At 42.4% G+C, this 18,205-nt stretch carries 17 protein-coding genes; all 17 read left to right on the plus strand.

Annotation, left to right across the window (positions count from 1 at the left end):
- The first annotated feature begins 33 nt into the window (after nucleotides 1-33).
- The 17 genes from yfmF (at nucleotide 34) to cotE (ending at nucleotide 18,043) form a co-directional block, all read left to right on the plus strand.
- The gene (gene yfmF / locus J0K78_RS01435; RefSeq protein WP_206945083.1) at nucleotides 34-1,320 is read left to right on the plus strand and encodes an EF-P 5-aminopentanol modification-associated protein YfmF; all 1,287 of its coding nucleotides are present in this window, start codon (nucleotides 34-36) and stop codon (nucleotides 1,318-1,320) included.
- Nucleotides 1,320-2,612, plus strand: a complete 1,293-nt coding sequence (gene yfmH / locus J0K78_RS01440; RefSeq protein WP_206945084.1) for an EF-P 5-aminopentanol modification-associated protein YfmH — start codon at nucleotides 1,320-1,322, stop codon at nucleotides 2,610-2,612. Before yfmF ends, yfmH begins: the two co-directional genes overlap by 1 nt.
- A 7-nt stretch (nucleotides 2,613-2,619) precedes the next feature.
- The gene (ymfI, locus tag J0K78_RS01445) at nucleotides 2,620-3,324 is read left to right on the plus strand and encodes an elongation factor P 5-aminopentanone reductase (protein ID WP_370550844.1); all 705 of its coding nucleotides are present in this window, start codon (nucleotides 2,620-2,622) and stop codon (nucleotides 3,322-3,324) included.
- A 67-nt stretch (nucleotides 3,325-3,391) separates the two neighbouring features.
- Nucleotides 3,392-3,652 carry a DUF3243 domain-containing protein gene (locus J0K78_RS01450; RefSeq protein ID WP_160913302.1) on the plus strand — a complete coding sequence of 87 codons (261 nt, stop codon included), beginning with the start codon at nucleotides 3,392-3,394 and terminating at the stop codon, nucleotides 3,650-3,652.
- 190 nt (nucleotides 3,653-3,842) lie between these two features.
- Nucleotides 3,843-4,634, plus strand: coding sequence for a DUF3388 domain-containing protein (locus tag J0K78_RS01455; protein WP_146816339.1), 792 nt, complete (start codon nucleotides 3,843-3,845; stop codon nucleotides 4,632-4,634).
- Nucleotides 4,635-4,652: 18 nt separating this feature from the next.
- A complete protein-coding gene (locus J0K78_RS01460; protein WP_206945086.1) occupies nucleotides 4,653-5,585 on the plus strand; it encodes a helix-turn-helix domain-containing protein in 933 nt (310 codons plus the stop codon).
- Nucleotides 5,586-5,701: 116 nt separating this feature from the next.
- Entirely contained in the window at nucleotides 5,702-6,280 is a 579-nt protein-coding gene (pgsA, locus tag J0K78_RS01465; RefSeq protein ID WP_160913306.1) for a CDP-diacylglycerol--glycerol-3-phosphate 3-phosphatidyltransferase, read from the plus strand.
- Entirely contained in the window at nucleotides 6,277-7,515 is a 1,239-nt protein-coding gene (locus tag J0K78_RS01470) for a competence/damage-inducible protein A (protein WP_206945087.1), read from the plus strand. Before pgsA ends, J0K78_RS01470 begins: the two co-directional genes overlap by 4 nt.
- 165 nt (nucleotides 7,516-7,680) lie before the next feature.
- A complete protein-coding gene (recA, locus tag J0K78_RS01475; RefSeq protein ID WP_160913310.1) occupies nucleotides 7,681-8,724 on the plus strand; it encodes a recombinase RecA in 1,044 nt (347 codons plus the stop codon).
- 344 nt (nucleotides 8,725-9,068) lie between these two features.
- Entirely contained in the window at nucleotides 9,069-10,631 is a 1,563-nt protein-coding gene (gene rny / locus J0K78_RS01480) for a ribonuclease Y (protein WP_160913312.1), read from the plus strand.
- An 87-nt stretch (nucleotides 10,632-10,718) separates the two neighbouring features.
- A complete protein-coding gene (locus J0K78_RS01485; RefSeq protein ID WP_160913314.1) occupies nucleotides 10,719-11,516 on the plus strand; it encodes a TIGR00282 family metallophosphoesterase in 798 nt (265 codons plus the stop codon).
- 108 nt (nucleotides 11,517-11,624) lie between these two features.
- A complete protein-coding gene (locus J0K78_RS01490; protein ID WP_008640081.1) occupies nucleotides 11,625-11,885 on the plus strand; it encodes a stage V sporulation protein S in 261 nt (86 codons plus the stop codon).
- A gap of 419 nt (nucleotides 11,886-12,304) precedes the next feature.
- A complete protein-coding gene (gene tdh, locus J0K78_RS01495) occupies nucleotides 12,305-13,345 on the plus strand; it encodes an L-threonine 3-dehydrogenase (RefSeq protein ID WP_206945088.1) in 1,041 nt (346 codons plus the stop codon).
- Nucleotides 13,346-13,363: 18 nt separating this feature from the next.
- Entirely contained in the window at nucleotides 13,364-14,539 is a 1,176-nt protein-coding gene (locus J0K78_RS01500; protein ID WP_206945089.1) for a glycine C-acetyltransferase, read from the plus strand.
- A 759-nt stretch (nucleotides 14,540-15,298) separates the two neighbouring features.
- Nucleotides 15,299-16,870, plus strand: a complete 1,572-nt coding sequence (miaB, locus tag J0K78_RS01505) for a tRNA (N6-isopentenyl adenosine(37)-C2)-methylthiotransferase MiaB (RefSeq protein ID WP_206945090.1) — start codon at nucleotides 15,299-15,301, stop codon at nucleotides 16,868-16,870.
- Nucleotides 16,871-17,296: a YlbF/YmcA family competence regulator gene (locus J0K78_RS01510; RefSeq protein ID WP_160913319.1), complete on the plus strand. Its 426-nt coding sequence runs from the start codon at nucleotides 16,871-16,873 to the stop codon at nucleotides 17,294-17,296.
- A gap of 171 nt (nucleotides 17,297-17,467) precedes the next feature.
- Nucleotides 17,468-18,043 carry an outer spore coat protein CotE gene (cotE, locus tag J0K78_RS01515; RefSeq protein ID WP_115823236.1) on the plus strand — a complete coding sequence of 192 codons (576 nt, stop codon included), beginning with the start codon at nucleotides 17,468-17,470 and terminating at the stop codon, nucleotides 18,041-18,043.
- Nucleotides 18,044-18,205 lie beyond the last annotated feature (162 nt).

Genomic DNA, 18,205 nt, shown 5'->3' on the forward strand with positions numbered 1-18,205 from the left:
CTATAATAGAAGAGAATGATAAGGAGGATGAATATGAAAATAACTGAAGAAACGTTACTCGAAAAAGAAGGGTATCGTCTACATATTTTACCAAGTAAAAAATACAAAACCATTACGATTGTTGCAAAATTCAAAGCCCCTTTAAAGAGAGAAGGGATAACAGAACGGGCGCTACTGCCTCATGTCCTGCAAAAAGCCACGAACAACCATCCTAATGTGCGCTCGCTGCAGTCTGCTTTTGAAAACCTTTATGGAACCGCTCTTTCTAGCGATGGCTCAAAGAAAGGTGAGAACCATGTGATCAGCTTCCGCATGGAAGTTGTTAACGAGGCGTACTTAAATGACCAGGAACCGATTCTTGAGGAAGCCGTCCAATTGTTTAACGAAGTCTTGTTTGATACGAAGACAGAAGGAGAAGGTTTTGATTCCTCCATCGTCGAGCGTGAAAAGCAGACACTTGAGCAAAAAATCACCAGCATCAAAGATGATAAAATGAGTTATGCCAATATGAGGCTCATGGATCATATGTGTAAAGACGAACCTTATGCTCTGCATGTCCATGGATACCTGGAGGATCTTAAAACCATTACATCTGAAAAGCTGTACGCTTATTATAAGGAAATGATTTCCAAGGATATGCTTGACGTATATGTGATTGGTGACATGGATCAAAAAGCAATTGAAAAGCTTACAGATCAGTATTTCGCTAGAAAAGGAAGCACAAATGCGGATGACGATCAGGTAGCTGTCACGAAAGAAGTCAAGGAAGCAAAAGAAGTTGTCGAAAGGGAAGAAGTGAACCAGGGTAAACTTCATCTTGGCTATCGGACATACACGAAATTCGGAGATGATGATTATTATGCACTCCAAATCTTTAATGGCATTTTTGGAGGGTTCCCTAGTTCCAAATTGTTTATGAACGTTCGTGAAAAACACAGCTTGGCCTATTATGCCGCTTCAAGGTTCGAAAGTCATAAAGGGCTTCTGCTTGTGTTCAGTGGCGTTGATCCAAAAGATTTTGATCAGGCGAAATCGATTATCCTGGAGCAGATGGATGCTATGAAAAACGGGGATTTCACAGAGGAGCAGGTCGAAGAAACGAAAGAACAGGTTATTCACCAACTTCAAGAAACGATGGATAATGCGAATGGGATGATTGAAGTCCTTTATCATCAAATGTTATCAGGTGCAGAAATGCCTGCAAATGAGTTGATCGATAATATCCGAAAAGTTACGAAAGAACAAGTTGTCCAGATGGCTAAAAAGATTGAATTGGACACGATTTACTTTTTGACGAGCAAAGAAGGAGGGGAATCTTAATGGAGGAACTGGTCTATACTCAACTGAATGAAACAGTATATCAGGAAACATTGGATAACGGATTGAAAGTGTTTTTACTTTCTAAGCCTGAAATGGCTAAAACATTTGGGATCTTTACGACAAATTATGGATCGATCGACCAAACGTTCACACCGATCGGGAAAAATGAGAAAGTGACGGTACCGGAAGGGATTGCACACTTTCTTGAACATAAATTGTTTGAGAAAGAAGATCGTGATGTGTTTCAGGATTTCACTAAACTCGGCGCATCGGCAAATGCCTTTACATCCTTTACTAAAACGGCTTATTTGTTTTCTGCAACCAGTCAAATAGACAAGAATGTAAAGACACTTCTTGATTTTGTTCAGGACCCTTATTTCTCAGAAGAGTCTGTGGAGAAAGAAAAAGGAATCATCGCTCAGGAAATCCGCATGTACGATGATCAGCCTGATTGGCGTTCCTTTTTCGGAACCATCCAAAGTTTGTACCACGACCATCCTGTGAAGGTAGACATCGCAGGAACAGTTGAGAGTATACAGAAAATTACCAAAGATGATCTTTATACCTGTTATGAGACGTTTTATCATCCTTCCAACATGGTCTTGTTCGTAGCTGGAAATATTGAACCTGAATCAATGATGACAATGATCAGGGACAATCAAGCGAAAAAAGAATTCCCTGAGGCACCTGAAATCAATCGATCTTATCCTGAAGAACCGCCTTCTGCTTCTAAAAAAGAACACTCGATTACGATGCCTGTGACAACAGCAAAGGCTATGGTCGGGGTCAAGGAAAATGTGGATGGGTTAACAGGTGAAGAATTGGTACGTGGAGAACTTCTCTCCGGGATGATTCTTGATTATTACTTTTCAAGAAGCGGCGTTTTCTACGAAGAACTGTACAAAAACGACCTCATTGATGACAGTTTCCAGTTTGAAACGGAGCTTGATCGCCAGTTTGGCTTCACTATTCTAGGAGGGGACTCCAGGAAGCCTGACGAAATGGCTTCTCGAATTAAGGAAATGTTGCACGAATTAAAGGAACAAAGGATTTCTGATGAAGATTTCACAAGGATGAAAAGGAAAAAAATCGGTCAGTTTATGAGAGCTATGAACTCCTTGGAGTTTATTGCTAATCAGTTTACTCACTACCATACACTTGGTACAGACTTATTTGAAGTACTGCCAATCATTGAATCCTTGACCGCTGATGATGCGGAAGAATATTTGCAACACTGGCTGAAAGAAGACGCCATCACTGTCTTCCAAATCAAACCTCAAGCTGATGCTTAAGAAGTGCTTGATCATAGGGGCCAGCGGAGGAATTGGTCAGGCAATCGTGCAACGTGTGGTTGAGCAGGGTTATTCCGTTGGTCTGCATTACAATCATAGTGAAAAAACCATTAAAGAAAGCAAGAAGCAGATCCCTGATGCTCAATGGGCTGGAGCATATGGAGCAGACCTCTCTACCATAGAAGGCATTCATGTACTTTTAGATAAAATTGATGAAGATTGGGACGCTATGATCTTTGCTGGTGGTCAAATGTACAGCGGTTTGTTCCAGGATATGAAATCCAGTGAGATGGACGAACTTTATTTGGTTCACGTTAAATCTTTGTGGATGATTGCTCACAAAGTAATTCCATACATGATTCGAAAGAAGAAGGGCAATATTCTTGTCATCAGTTCTATTTTCGGTCTTGAAGGTGCCAGTATGGAGGTTATTTACAGCTCTGTAAAAGGTGCGCAGAACAGCTTTGTGAAGGGTCTTGCAAAGGAAGTCGCACCTAGTGGAATTCGAGTCAACAGTATTGCCCCAGGCTTAATTGCAACAAAGATGAACGCACATCTTAATCAGGAAGAACTGGACTTCCTTGAGGACGACATTCCTCTTGGACGATCTGGAACACCTGAGGAAGTCGCAGACCTGGCTGGCTTTTTGTTAAGTGACAAATCCAGTTATATAACGGGGCAAGTGATCCAAGTCGATGGGGGTTGGTCTTAATTCTGTTGCATAAGATCCCTGTTTCCTTCTCATACTAAGCATGAAAAAATTCAGAGGAGGTTACATCATGTCTGTTCTCGATAATTTCGATTCTTGGAAGGATTTCTTGGGTGATCGCTTACATCAGGCGAAAGGTCAAGGGATGCAAGAACAAGCGGTTTCTGAACTTGCTTATGAAATTGGTGGTTATTTAGCTAACTCCGTGGATGCAAAGAATGAGCAGGAAGCTGTCTTGCGTGATCTTTGGAACGTAGCAGATGAAAAAGAGCAACACGCCATCGCTAATATGATGGTGAAGATGGTTCAAAACGAAGGAAACCAAGCTTAACCTCGTCATCAATCCGCACAGATGTCTGTGCGGATTTTTTTTGGTGGACCCAAGTTTTCAATTTTTGTATGTTTATGGGGGATCGTCCTTTCCTATTTAGAAAAAATCCTTTATGATAGATAGTGAGTGAAAAATTCCATAAATCACTCGACTTTGACAAATAACGACAATTTCTCAGAGGAGTTGTATTATGGAAAAAAAAGAATGGTACTTAGAATATGAAATCCAATATAACCGCCCAGGATTGCTTGGGGACATCTCCTCATTGCTTGGGATGATGGCGATTAACATCGTTACCATCAATGGTGTAGAAAATTCACACCGGGGCATGCTGCTTTTATGTAAAGATGAAGAACAAATCACACGGTTGAGATCGATTTTAAATACAATGGATACAATTAAAGTGACAAAGTTACGCCGGCCGAAATTGAGAGATCGTTTGGCAGTGAGGCATGGACGTTACATACATAGCGATGTGGATGATCGTAAAACATTCCGTTTCAATCGGGAGGACCTGGGGTTACTTGTTGATTTCATGGCAGAGCTCTTTATGAAAGATGGGCATAAACTGATTGGGATCCGTGGAATGCCCCGAGTAGGAAAAACGGAGTCTGTCGTGGCAGCGAGTGTATGTGCAAACAAACGATGGTTATTCGTTTCCAGTACGCTTTTAAAGCAGACCGTACGTAACCAATTGATCGATGAAGAGTACAGTGAAGACAACCTATACATCATCGATGGGATTGTATCTGCTAAAAGAGCGAATGAAAAACACTGGCAGCTTGTGCGCGAGATCATGAGACTTCCCGCAACGAAAGTCATTGAACACCCGGACATTTTTGTTCAGGAAACAGAATATACAATGGATGACTTTGATTACATTATCGAACTTCGGAATAACGAAGATGAAGAAATTACTTATGAACCTGTGGAAAAACAAGAGATGTCTATGAATGAAGGTTTTTCCATGTTCGATTTTTAGAAATTGGATGGTGTTAACATGGAGATTGGAGAAAGACTAAGGGAAGCCCGTGAATCGAAGGGCCTTTCTTTAGAATCGCTGCAAGAGACGACAAAAATACAAAAACGCTACCTTCAGGCAATTGAAAAGAATGAGTTTCAAGTGCTGCCTGGAAAATTCTATACTCGGGCGTTTATCAGGGAGTACGCCTCTGCGGTCGGATTAGATCCAGAAGTGGTCATGGAAGAACACAAAGGGGAGCTTCCGACCTTCGATGAGGAGAGTTCGGTACAATACAGCCGTGTCCAGAGGACTAAAAAGGAAGCGACACAGAAAAGCGGGCCATCCTCCCGTGTTCTGCCTACGATTTTAACCGTTGGCTTAATCATTGGTTTAATCTTTGTCGTGTGGCTCGTATGGCAGAATATGAGCGGGGCTGAAGGTGAAAATCCAGCAACAGACAATGGTTCCAACAATGAAATCAGTGTGCCTGAGAATTCTGAGAGCGAGACTTCCGACGATCAGGAAGAAGCGAAAGACACTGAGGGTGGAAGTGAATCTGAAGATTCAGCTGAAGAAGAATCAGCTGAAGAAGAAACATCCGCTGAAGAAGATGAGGAAACTTCTGTAGAGGAAAAAGAAGAGGTAGATATTCAATTGGTTCAGGAAGGGACAGGTTCTTTTCCAGAGCACACCTACGATGTCAGCGGCGCGACTGAACGTACCGTTAACATCGAGTTGACAGGGAGAGCCTACATGGAAGTACAAGCTCCTAAGAGTGGTGAAGACCTTGTGACAGCAAAGGAATACACCGCCGAGGATTCGCCTATCACCCTTGATTTAGGAGACAAAGCTGAATTGTACATTAAGACTGGAAATGCACCGGGAACTATCGTTACGATCGGCGGTAAAAAAGTCCCTTATCCTAACCCGGAAGTATCCACGCAGAAACTATTGTTGCAATTCAACTAAGAAACTGAATATAATCATGACTAGGCTGCCCCTGCGTTTCATTTGAAGAATGCAAACCATTCTTCGTGGACGGGCAGCCTTTGATGTATTGAAATGACTGTTAGGAGAGTGAGCGTATGAATTTACCAAACAAAATCACATTATCAAGAATTTTCCTTATTCCAATTTTTATCATCCTTATGAGTGTTCCATTTGACTGGGGTACCTTTCAAATGGAAGGGCGTGAGTTACCTGTCGCCCACTTAGCGGGTGCTCTGCTATTTATTATAGCTTCTACAACTGACTGGATTGACGGGTATATTGCAAGGAAGTATAACCTTGTCACTAACTTAGGAAAGTTTCTAGATCCTTTAGCTGACAAGCTTTTAGTCAGTGCAGCCCTCATCTTACTAGTTGAGATCGGTCTTGCACCCGCCTGGATCGTCATTTTAATTATCAGTCGTGAGTTCGCAGTGACGGGGCTTCGTCTGGTGGCCGCAGGAGAGGGCAGTGTCCTTGCAGCAAGCCAAATGGGAAAACTGAAGACATGGATCCAAATCATCGCTATTTCCCTTCTGCTCCTGCATAATTGGCCTTTCGCTTTCATCGGGTTCCCTCTGGGAATGATCGCGCTATACTTGGCTTTAATAATTACCGTGTACTCTGGTTACGATTACTTCAAAAAAAATTGGCATGTAATGAGGGATTCTAAATGAGAGCAGAAATAATAGGTGTCGGTACAGAATTACTATTAGGTCAAATTGCGAATACAAATGCTCAGTGGATCTCAAGCCGTCTTGCGACACTTGGGCATTCCGTTTATCATCACACCGTTGTTGGAGATAACCTGAAGAGGGTAACCGATTCTTTCGCATTGGCGGAAAAAAGGGCTGATCTTGTTATTGTTACAGGCGGCCTCGGTCCCACCGAAGATGACTTGACATTGGATGCCGCTCAACGCGTTTTTGATGAGGAATTGGTCGAACATGAAGATTCCATGGAGAAGATCAAGAGCTATTATCAACGAAATCAAAAGTTTATGTCAGAGAACAATCGTAAACAGGCGCGTGTGTTTGAGAGTGCCTCCGTCTTTCAAAATTTAGAGGGGATGGCGCCTGGTCAACTGGTAAAGCATGAGGATACCGTGTGGGTCTTTCTGCCAGGGGTCCCTAGAGAAATGAAGTATATTATGGATGAGTATATCATTCCTTACTTACAGAATAATTACCATATTGAATCCCAAATCGTTTCAGAAATGATGCGTTTTATCGGGATCGGTGAATCGGATTTAGAAACGAAGCTTCAGTCTTTTATTAAATCTCAAACCAATCCAACCATTGCCCCGCTTGCATCTGAGGGAGAAGTGGGTTTAAGGCTGACGGCGACAGGGGAATCCACAGAGCAGGCGAAGGAAAAAATCCTTTCGCTTAAAACTGATATTCTAACCCATGTCGGAAAGTATTATTACGGCAGTGATGCGATTACCATTGAAGAGAAGGTTAGAGATCTTCTTAAAGAAAAGAGTCTCAAAATCGGGTCGGCAGAAAGCTTTACCGGTGGGAGGTTCTTGGAACGCCTGATCGCACTTCCTGGTGCTTCATCCGTCTGTCAGGGTGGCTATACCGTTTATACTCCTGAGATGAAAGAAAGAATACTTCAGGTTCCCAAATTCCTCATAAAGAAATATGGAACGATCAGTCATGAATGTGCGGAAATGATGGCTTTGAATGCCCAAGCGAACTTAGATGTAGATGTCGTGGTCAGTTTCACTGGTGTTGCAGGTCCGGATGCCAGTGAAGGACATGAACCAGGGACTGTCTTCATCGGTCTTCAGATAGGGGAGAGAAAACCTGAAGTTCATAAATTCCATTTCGACGGTGGACGGGAACAAGTGAGAGTGAGAGCTGTGAAAAAGGCGTACGAAATGATTTTCCTAAAATTGAAAAAATGATTTTTCATTGATAAAAAGGTGCAGTTTTGATAATTTCACGTAGGAGAAATAAAAAAATTGCACCTTTTCTTCTTTATAAAAAAGGGAACATTTATTCGCTTTTTAGTTGGCAAACGATCCAAAACAAGTTATGATAGGGTTAGAAATATTGAAAGGCGGTATATAATGAGCGATCGTAAACAAGCGTTAGATATGGCATTGCGTCAAATAGAAAAACAATTCGGAAAAGGCTCCATTATGAAGCTTGGTGAAAGTGCGGAGCAGAGAGTGAACACGGTCCCAAGTGGATCCCTTGCTCTTGATGTGGCTCTTGGAGTAGGAGGATACCCGCGAGGTAGAATTGTAGAAATTTATGGACCAGAATCCTCTGGTAAAACAACAGTCGCGCTTCACGCGATTGCTGAAGCTCAAAGAAAAGGCGGCCAGGCGGCCTTCATCGATGCGGAGCATGCCTTAGACCCTGTCTATGCAAGAGCTTTGGGCGTAGACATTGAAGAACTTCTACTATCTCAACCGGATACGGGAGAGCAGGCGCTTGAAATTGCAGAGGCCCTAGTCCGTAGTGGTGCAGTAGATATGGTTGTCATCGACTCTGTAGCAGCACTTGTACCAAAGGCTGAGATTGAAGGAGAAATGGGTGACGCCCACGTCGGTTTGCAGGCCCGTTTGATGTCTCAGGCGCTTCGTAAGCTTTCCGGAGCTATCAACAAATCGAAAACGACGGCCATCTTTATTAACCAAATTCGTGAAAAAGTGGGAGTAATGTTTGGTAACCCTGAAACAACCCCTGGTGGACGTGCCTTGAAGTTCTATTCTTCTGTTCGTCTGGAAGTCCGTCGTGCGGAGACTTTGAAACAAGGAAACGAAATGGTCGGAAACAAAACCCGTTTGAAAGTGGTCAAAAACAAAGTAGCCCCTCCTTTCAGACAGGCGGAAGTGGATATTATGTACGGAGAAGGAATTTCCCGAGAAGGAGAACTTCTTGATATCGGAACAGACCTTGATCTCATTCAGAAGAGTGGTTCCTGGTATTCGTATAAAGATGATAGACTCGGTCAGGGCCGTGAGAATGCCAAGCAATTCCTGAAAGAAAATGTAGAGGTCTATGAAGAAGTGAAAAAACTGATTCGAGACCATTACGGCATGGAAGCAGATGAAGAAGCTGGAGATGCCAATAATAAAGAAAGTCAGGAAACGCTGGATGTCTAACTGTTTAGAAGAAAAATCGAGTATGAAACCACTGTTTCATACTCGATTTTTTCATAGGTATAAGTTTTCCAAATCCAAATAAAAAAACTATTTTTGGGCGTATGTCACATCATTTTTAAAGAAATTAGGTCTGGAAATGCGAAATGAATAGACTGACATTTTTAAATATTTGAATATGTTAGCAGATACATAGGGCGTTTCCTTGACATTCCGTATAGTCAAGCATAAAATGAATGTGTATCATTTTCATCTTTATACCCTTATCTTAAACAAATGAAACTGAAAATGAAACGTTTGTAATTGCCGACAAACGGACCAAGTTCATAGCAAGAGGAGGTGAAATTATGGATATAATATCCTCGCTCATCTTCATTTTGCTTGCCCTTATCATCGGTTCTGTTGTTGGTTATCTTATTCGGAAATCGATTGCGGAGGCGAAAATTTCCAGTGCTGAGGACCTTGCGAAACAGATTGTGGAAGAAGGTCATCGCAATGCTGAATCAGCCAAGAAGGAAGCTCTTCTTGAAGCGAAAGAAGAGAACCAGAAATTTCGCCAGGAAGCGGAGAACGAAATCCGTGAGCGCCGCATGGACCTGCAGAAAACTGAAAATCGTTTAACTCAGAAAGAAGAGAATCTTGATCGTAAGAGTGGAACGCTTGACCAACGTGATCTTTCACTCGAAAAGAAAGAAGGGACTCTTGCCGAGAGACAACAACAAATTGAAGAAATGGAAAGCAAAGTGAAAGCTATGCTTCAAGAACAACAAACAGAGCTTGAACGCATTTCAAGCTTAACATCAGACCAGGCGAAGCAGATGATTTTAGAACGCGTCGAACAAGAGGTATCGCATGAGTCAGCGCTTATGATTAAGGAAGCGGAAAACCGCGCGAAGGAAGAAGCGGATAAGAAAGCGAAAAGCATTCTTTCTCTTGCCCTTCAGCGTTGTGCAGCGGATCATGTAGCTGAAACGACCGTTTCCGTGGTCAATCTCCCTAATGACGAAATGAAAGGCCGTATCATTGGACGTGAAGGCCGGAACATTCGTACTTTAGAGACATTAACAGGCATTGACTTGATCATTGACGATACTCCAGAGGCCGTCATCCTTTCAGGGTTTGATCCAATTCGACGAGAAACAGCAAGAATGGCCCTTGAGAAGTTGGTGCAGGATGGACGAATTCACCCGGCTCGTATTGAAGAGATGGTGGACAAGTCCAGACGAGAAGTTGATGATTACATCAGAGAAGTTGGTGAACAAACGACATTCGAAGTAGGCGTTCATGGTCTCCACCCAGATCTGATTAAGATTTTAGGACGTCTGAAGTACCGTACCAGTTACGGACAAAACGTCTTGAAACACTCAATGGAAGTCGCCTACCTTTCTGGTTTGTTAGCTGCCGAACTTGGAGAAGATGAAACCCTGGCACGTCGTGCAGGTCTGCTTCATGATATTGGTAAAGCTATTGACCATGAAGTTGAAGGAAGCCACGTGGAAATCGGTAAAGAACTGGCGATGAAGTACAAAGAGAATGAAACGGTTATCAATGCTGTGGCATCCCACCATGGTGATGAAGAGCCGACCTCAATCATTTCTGTACTTGTGGCTGCTGCCGATGCTCTTTCCGCGGCACGTCCTGGAGCCAGAAGTGAAACCTTAGAGAATTACATCAAACGTCTTGAAAAACTGGAAGAGATTTCAGAGTCTTACGATGGCGTAGAGAAATCTTTCGCGATCCAAGCTGGACGCGAAGTTCGCATCATGGTTCGTCCTGATGAAATTGATGATCTTGAAGCAACAAGATTAGCACGAGATATTCGAAATCGAATCGAGGGAGAACTCGATTATCCAGGTCATATTAAAGTTACCGTTATTCGTGAAACACGTTCTGTGGAGTATGCGAAATAAAATGAATGAAGCGGCCTTCTGGGTCGCTTCATTTCTGTTTTTACGGGGACAATAAAGAAACGATTGTGGAAGGAAGGTTTTTGTTAAATGAGAATTTTATTCATAGGTGATGTCGTAGGTTCACCAGGACGTGAAATGGTAGATGAATACTTACCGAAACTCAAGCAGAAATATCAGCCTGCTGTGACGATTGTGAACGGGGAAAATGCAGCTTCCGGAAAAGGTATTACCGAAAAGATTTACCGTCGTTTCCTTGAAAAAGGTGCTCAGGCCGTAACCCTCGGTAACCATGCATGGGATAAAAAGGAGATCTTTGAATTTATTGACGACGCACAATATCTCGTCCGGCCAGCCAATTACCCTGAAGGCACGCCAGGAAAAGGTATCACTTTTGTCAAAACCCCTAAGGGTGAGGTCGCCGTTATTAACTTACAAGGACGCACGTTTTTGTCTCCGAATGATGATCCATTTAGAAAAATTGATGAGCTGATAGAAGAAGCTAAGAAACGGACATCTATTATTTTTCTGGATTTTCATGCGGAAGCAACAAGTGAAAAGCAGGCGATGGGCTGGTATGTAGATGGCAGAGTGAGTGTAAACGTTGGGACACATACCCATATACAGACCGCAGATGAAAGAATTCTGCCGGGAGGTACGGGCTATATTACTGACGTAGGGATGACAGGGCCATATGACGGAATTTTAGGAATGGAACGTGAAGCCGTTTTGAAGCGTTTTCTTACAAACTTACCTGTACGTTTTGAAGTTCCAAAAAAGGGAAGAGCACAACTGAGTGCCTTCTTGGTGGATGTAGATGATAAGACAGGAAAGTCTACGAAAGTGCAGCGTATTTTAATTAATGATGACCATCCATTCTTTGAGTGATTATTTGAATTTTGCGACAAATTCATTCATAATGAAAAGGTAATATCCTACATCTCCAAGAATATAGTAGTTATGGAACAACTATAGTGATTGAAGGAGGAGCTAGTAATGGAAGTCTTAAAAGTATCAGCCAAATCCGTACCTAATTCAGTAGCAGGAGCCTTGGCCAACGTAGTAAGAGAGCGCGGGACGGCCGAAATTCAAGCGATCGGAGCAGGAGCATTGAATCAAGCAGTTAAAGCCGTTGCCATCGCCCGCGGGTTTGTCGCCCCGAGTGGCATGGACTTGATTTGTATTCCGGCATTTACAGATATCATGATCGACGAGGAGGAACGGACAGCGATTAAGTTGATCGTCGAACCTCGATGAACTTATAAGTTCCGGCTTTTTTATAAGTTTCGTGTACTTACGATATTTGCTAGCGGATAGCTTGTCGTTGTGAATGAAAGAAAAATAGAATGGAGCGTAAAGGCGTACTCACAATTGAGTACGTCTTTTTTTATTATGATGTAATAGAAAGCTGTGAAGATGATCTGCTTAAGAAACAACGGTGGTTCTGAGTTTGCAGTCTATGACCCGTCCGCGCTCAAAGATACCAAATCAGATACTAAAGAATAGTATTTAATGTAATAAATATGGATAGTTGATAGAGGCTGCTAGAAAGTTTGCAGAATATAAGCGTTTGTATTTTTACAGTGGACAGTGATGTTTGCGTTTTACGCAATCCATGTTACTATTGTTTTTATAAGAGGTTTAATAATGATTTACTTAGGTTAGGAGTGTTCACTGTGAATGGAACGATGGAAGCGATCGTTAAGCATCACCGAGGTTCGGGAGCGCAAATGCAAGAAGTTGCTATTCCTGAGATCCGTGATGATGAAGTATTGATTCGTGTGAAAGCGACATCGATTTGTGGGACGGATGTCCATATATATAATTGGGATGAGTGGTCTGAAAGCCGCGTTAAACCCCCATATGTTTTCGGTCATGAATTCTCCGGGGAGATTGTGGAAATAGGAAGTAAGGTTCATAATTTCCAAACAGGAGATTATGTTAGTGCAGAGACTCACCTTATTTGTGGCCACTGTCCGCAGTGTTTAACGGGTAAATTCCATATTTGTGAAAACACTAAAATTATTGGTGTGGATACCCAAGGCTGTTTTGCTGAATATGTAGCTCTTCCCGCCGACAACCTTTGGAAAAATCCTGAAGATATGCCAACAGACATCGCTTCCATTCAAGAACCGATGGGGAATGCAGTACATACGGTTTTAAATGGCGATGTAGCAGGGAAATCAGTAGCCATCATCGGGTGTGGTCCCATTGGGTTGATGGCTGTAGGCGTTGCCAAGGCAGCTGGAGCATCTCAAGTGCTTGCTTTTGATTTGAATCCGTACCGCCTGGAACTTGCTGAGAAAATGGGAGCGACTACTGTGATTCATTCTGGTGAAATAGATCCTGTTGAAAAAGCAAAAGAGTTAACAGATGGCCATGGGGTAGACGTTGTTTGTGAAATGAGTGGCCATCCCGTAGCGATGGATCAAGGATTTAAGATGATTACGAATGGAGGCCGCGTTTCCATTCTAAGTTTACCTACTAAGAGAGTGAGCCTTGATGTTACGAATGATATCGTATTCAAAGGTGTTGAGGTTCAAGGGATTACTGGAAGGAAAATGTATGAAACGTGGCAACAGGTTTCCCGCCTTCTTCAGTCTAAACAGGTGGATGTTGCTCCACTAATTACTCACCATTTGAAGCTTGAAGAGTTCGAGAAGGGCTTTGACTTGATGAATCAGGGTCAATGTGGAAAAGTAGTTTTACACCCATAATTGTAAGGAGGATGTTTTATGAAAGGCTTTGAATATTTGCAAAAAGAACTAAATGAAATGCAGGAAGAAGGAACATTCCGTACGTTGATTCCTCTCGAATCTGCACAAGGTTCCAAAGTGACAATCAAAGGAAAAGAAGTAATTCAACTTTCTTCTAATAACTATCTGGGACTGACCTCTCACCCGAGGATGAAAGATGCAGCTGAAAAAGCTAATGAAGAATACGGAGTAGGAACAGGTTCAGTTCGTACGATCGCAGGTACTTTGAAAATGCATGAAGATTTTGAAGAAAAGTTAGCGAAATTCAAGCATACAGAAGCTGCTTTAGTATTTCAGTCCGGCTTCACAACAAACCAAGGTGTCTTGTCTTCTATTCTAGGTAAAGAAGATGTAGTCATTTCTGATGAGTTAAATCACGCTTCTATCATTGATGGAATTCGTTTAACAAAAGCGGACCGTAAAATTTATAAGCATGTTGACATGGAGTCGCTAGAGTCAGCGTTGAAAGAAAGCGGCGACTATCGTACACGTTTAGTCGTTACTGATGGTGTCTTTTCCATGGATGGTAATATCGCACCGCTACCAAAAATCGTAGAGCTTGCTGAAAAGTATGATGCTCTTGTTATGGTGGATGATGCACATGCTAGTGGAGTTCTAGGTGATAATGGACGCGGTACGGTCAACCACTTCAATCTTGATGGCAGAGTCCATATCCAAGTAGGTACATTAAGTAAAGCGATTGGAGTACTTGGCGGGTATGTGGCAAGTACAAAAACTCTTAGAGATTACTTAATACACAAAGGTCGTCCATTCTTGTTCAGTACATCCCACCCGCCAGCAGTTACGGCAGCGAATGATGCAGCGATTGATGTATTGTTGGAGGAGCCGGAACTGATTGAAAAACTCTGGGACAATACAAAGTTCTTCAAAGATGGTTTGAACGCTCTAGGGTTTGATACGGGCATCAGTGAAACACCAGTAACTCCAGTAATGATTGGGGACGATGCTCTTACTCACAAATTCTCTGATGAATTGTTCGCAGAAGGAGTATTCGCACAAGGAATCGTCTTCCCGACGGTCCAGCGTGGAAAAGGACGTGTGCGTACAATTGTTACAGCAGAACATTCCAAAGAAGAACTTCAAGAAGCTCTCGATGCCTTCGAAAAAGTCGGTAAGAAATTAGGAATCTTGTAATAATAAAGAAGCCAGCTATGGAGTCGCATAGCTGGCTTCTTTTTCATTTAAAAAACACTACCCCCTCTATTAAACAAACGCTCACTTTTCCTGAAGGCTCAGTATCGAGGTGTTCGTGTGATTCTACGGGATCTGGGAAAAGGTTTGCTTTCCGCGGGAGCACAAGGAGCTCCTGCCGCGCATCGTTAAAAGAAGCCTTGTCTCGTTGATATAATGAATGACACTACCTGGCTATGGATGCTCGGTCAGGGAAACACGACGATTGGCAATGCTTTGTAACAGTCAGTAGAAAAACATACAGGTTCGTGTCTACATTCGCTTTTCATGCGGACGTTTCCCAGACTCTGTTCCCATGCCTTATTCGTGCAGAAACAATGAGAAAAACAACTTTATAACGGGGGAGCATGTCTTCATTACAGAAATCGGCCGGATCCTGTTAGAGAGATTTTGAGAACCTCATTTGGTAAAGGGGCGGAGGGGGATGGCGAGACTCCTGCGGGAAAAAAGTGCAGGGTGAGACCCCACAGGACGCAGTCCGAGGAGGCTCACCGCGCTCCCGAAGAAAGCGAGTTATTCTCCGTAGCCCCTATCCACTCCATAAAATTCTCGAAACTGAGCCTTAAAGAATCCTGCCAAAATGTTGAATAAAATGATTGGACAAATGATGAAAAAAGGTGGAATTTATGTTTACGCTTAATTTATCTTGTAAAACTTGATATAATGATACAGTTAGAAGGTTCGGCTTGAAAGGAGATCATTATGAACGAACAGCAACGTAAGGAAATGTCACAAATTCGTCAGCCTTCCAAGGCGGATGATAAAGCAGAACAAGATAACTTAAATCGATTGAAACAAAAAACAAGTGAAGATTTTGTCAAATACTTTGAAACAACATACCAACCTCCGAACATGAGGGATGCACAGCGCCGGAAACGTAAGGAAACGGATGTGCACTATGATTTTGAAATTCCTGAAGATATGGATCAAGCAGGCAGGGGTAAAAAATATTTGATCCGTACATACGGATGCCAGATGAACGAACATGATACTGAAGTTATGGCAGGTATTTTTGAAGAAATGGGTTATGAACCCACGAAAGATACAAAAGAAGCGGACATAATCCTATTGAATACCTGTGCCATTCGTGAGAATGCAGAAAATAAAGTGTTCGGTGAAATCGGACACTTGAAGCCTTTGAAAATGGAAAACCCGAATTTGATCATCGGCATCTGCGGATGTATGTCGCAGGAAGAGTCTGTCGTAAACCGAATTCTTAAAAAACATCCATTTATCGACCTTATTTTTGGTACACACAATATTCATAGAATCCCGCAGCTCGTAAAAGAAGCGATGTTCGGGAAAGAAATGGTGATCGATGTGTGGTCGAAAGAAGGAGACATTATCGAGAACCTTCCAAGATCTCGAAAAGGAAAAATCAAGGCCTGGGTGAACATCATGTATGGCTGTGACAAATTCTGTACCTATTGTATTGTTCCTTATACTAGAGGAAAAGAAAGAAGCCGTCTGCCACAGGACATTATTCAGGAAGTGAGACACCTGGCGGCTCAAGGGTACAAGGAAATCACCCTCCTTGGGCAAAATGTCAATGCTTATGGAAAAGATTTGGGCATGTCCTATGGGCTCGGAGACTTGATGGATGAACTTCGGAGTATTGATATTCCACGGGTTCGTTTTACAACATCTCATCCTAGAGACTTTGATGATCGTTTAATTGAAGTACTTGCTAAAGGTGGGAATATGCTTGATCATATCCATCTACCGGTCCAGTCGGGGAATAGTGATGTTTTGAAGATCATGGGCCGGAAATACTCGAGGGAAGAGTATCTTGAACTTGTTCGTAAAATTCGTGTGGCGATGCCGGATGCAACACTTACGACGGATATCATCGTCGGGTTTCCGAATGAAACGGAAGAACAGTTCCAGGATACATTATCCTTAGTGGAAGAAGTCGGTTTTGAAGCAGCTTATACATTTATCTATTCTCCACGGGAGAACACTCCCGCAGCTAAGATGAAAGATAACGTTTCAATGGAAGAGAAAAAGGATCGTTTGCAGCGATTGAATAAAATCGTCAACCAGCAGTCTGCAGACGCCATGAAAGCATACGAAGGTGAAATTGTAGATGTCCTTGTAGAGGGAGAAAGTAAGAATAATCCAGATGTGTTAGCTGGGTATACAAAGCGGAACAAGCTGGTTAATTTCCGTGCACCTGAATCTACAATCGGACAAATTGTACCAGTAAGGGTGACCAAAGCGAAAACGTGGTCCCTTGATGGAGAGTTAGTAGAAATCAACGCAGAGGTGAAATGAATGGCACATTATACAAGACAGGAAGTCGTAGAAGAAGCAAAAAAATTAGCGAAAATGATGGCAGATATCGAAGAAATCGATCGTTTCAAACAACTGGAAGCGAAATTGAATGACAATCAAAAAGTTCAATCTCATATTAAGAAAATCAAAGCTTTGCAAAAACAGGCAGTAAACTTTCAAGCCTATGGCAAAACAGAGGCTCTACAGAAGATTGAAAAAGAAATTGATCGACTTCAAGATGAGCTTGATGAGATTCCGGTCGTTGCAGAATTTAAAGATTCTCAAACCATTATTAATGATATCCTTCAAATGGTTTCAAACACGATTTCTCGGGAAGTTACCAATGAAGTCATCCGTTCAACAGGCGGGGATCTCCTGCAAGGAGAAACAGGTTCAAATAAATCGAGTCATGGTTGCAGCCGGTGATGCATACACTTCCGTCAGAGGGTTTTCCCCCTCTGGCGGATTTTTTTCGTACAATTTTATGGGCTAGTGCATAGAATGAATTAAACACGTCCTTAGGCCATTTTCCCGCTAGTCACCATTCGCCCAACCCAAACATAGGATGGGTGGTAGAATAAGGAGGAGTGAAACCCTATGTCTTTTTTTGAACGAGATTACAGAGAGATCATCACAAAAGCTGTAATCGCTAAAGGTAAAAAGTTTACAGAATCCACACACACCATCAGCCCTTCGCACCGTCCGACAAGTATCCTAGGTTGTTGGGTCATCAATCACATCTACAATGCCAAGAAGAAAGGAGATCACGTTGAAATCTCTGGCAGTTACGATGTGAACGTCTGGTATTCGTACAACGACAATACAAAAACAGAAGTCGTTACAGAACGTGTCAGCTATTGTGATCACGTCAAGTTGGCAGTGAAAGATGATAATTGTGTACATGATGACTTTGAGGTAATTGCTAAGGTCGTACAGCAACCGAATTGTTTAGAGGCAAATATCTCAGGAAACGGCCAAAAGATTGTAGTGGAAGTAGAGAGAGAGTTTGTTGTAGATGTCATAGGTGAGACGAAATTGTGTGTGAAAGTGGATCCACATGGATGCGGACATGATGATGATTACGATTATGATCTGTCATCCGATGATTTTTCAGCCATTGAAACGGACTTCCTTCCATCTTCTTCTGACAAAGATCACGATAGTCACGATTAATAAACCATTCCTTGCTGACTCAGCGAGGAATTTTTTTTTGCCTGATCCAATGGGTTCTGCAAATAAAATAGACTACCGGAATTCAGCCTTTCCCCATTAGAAAGTCATGTCGTTTCGTGTAAGATTATTTGCCTCGTATGCTATAATGGGTGGAGAATCTTA

Source organism: Halobacillus sp. GSS1 (genome assembly GCF_017307035.1).
GTDB lineage: Bacteria > Bacillota > Bacilli > Bacillales > Halobacillaceae > Halobacillus > Halobacillus litoralis.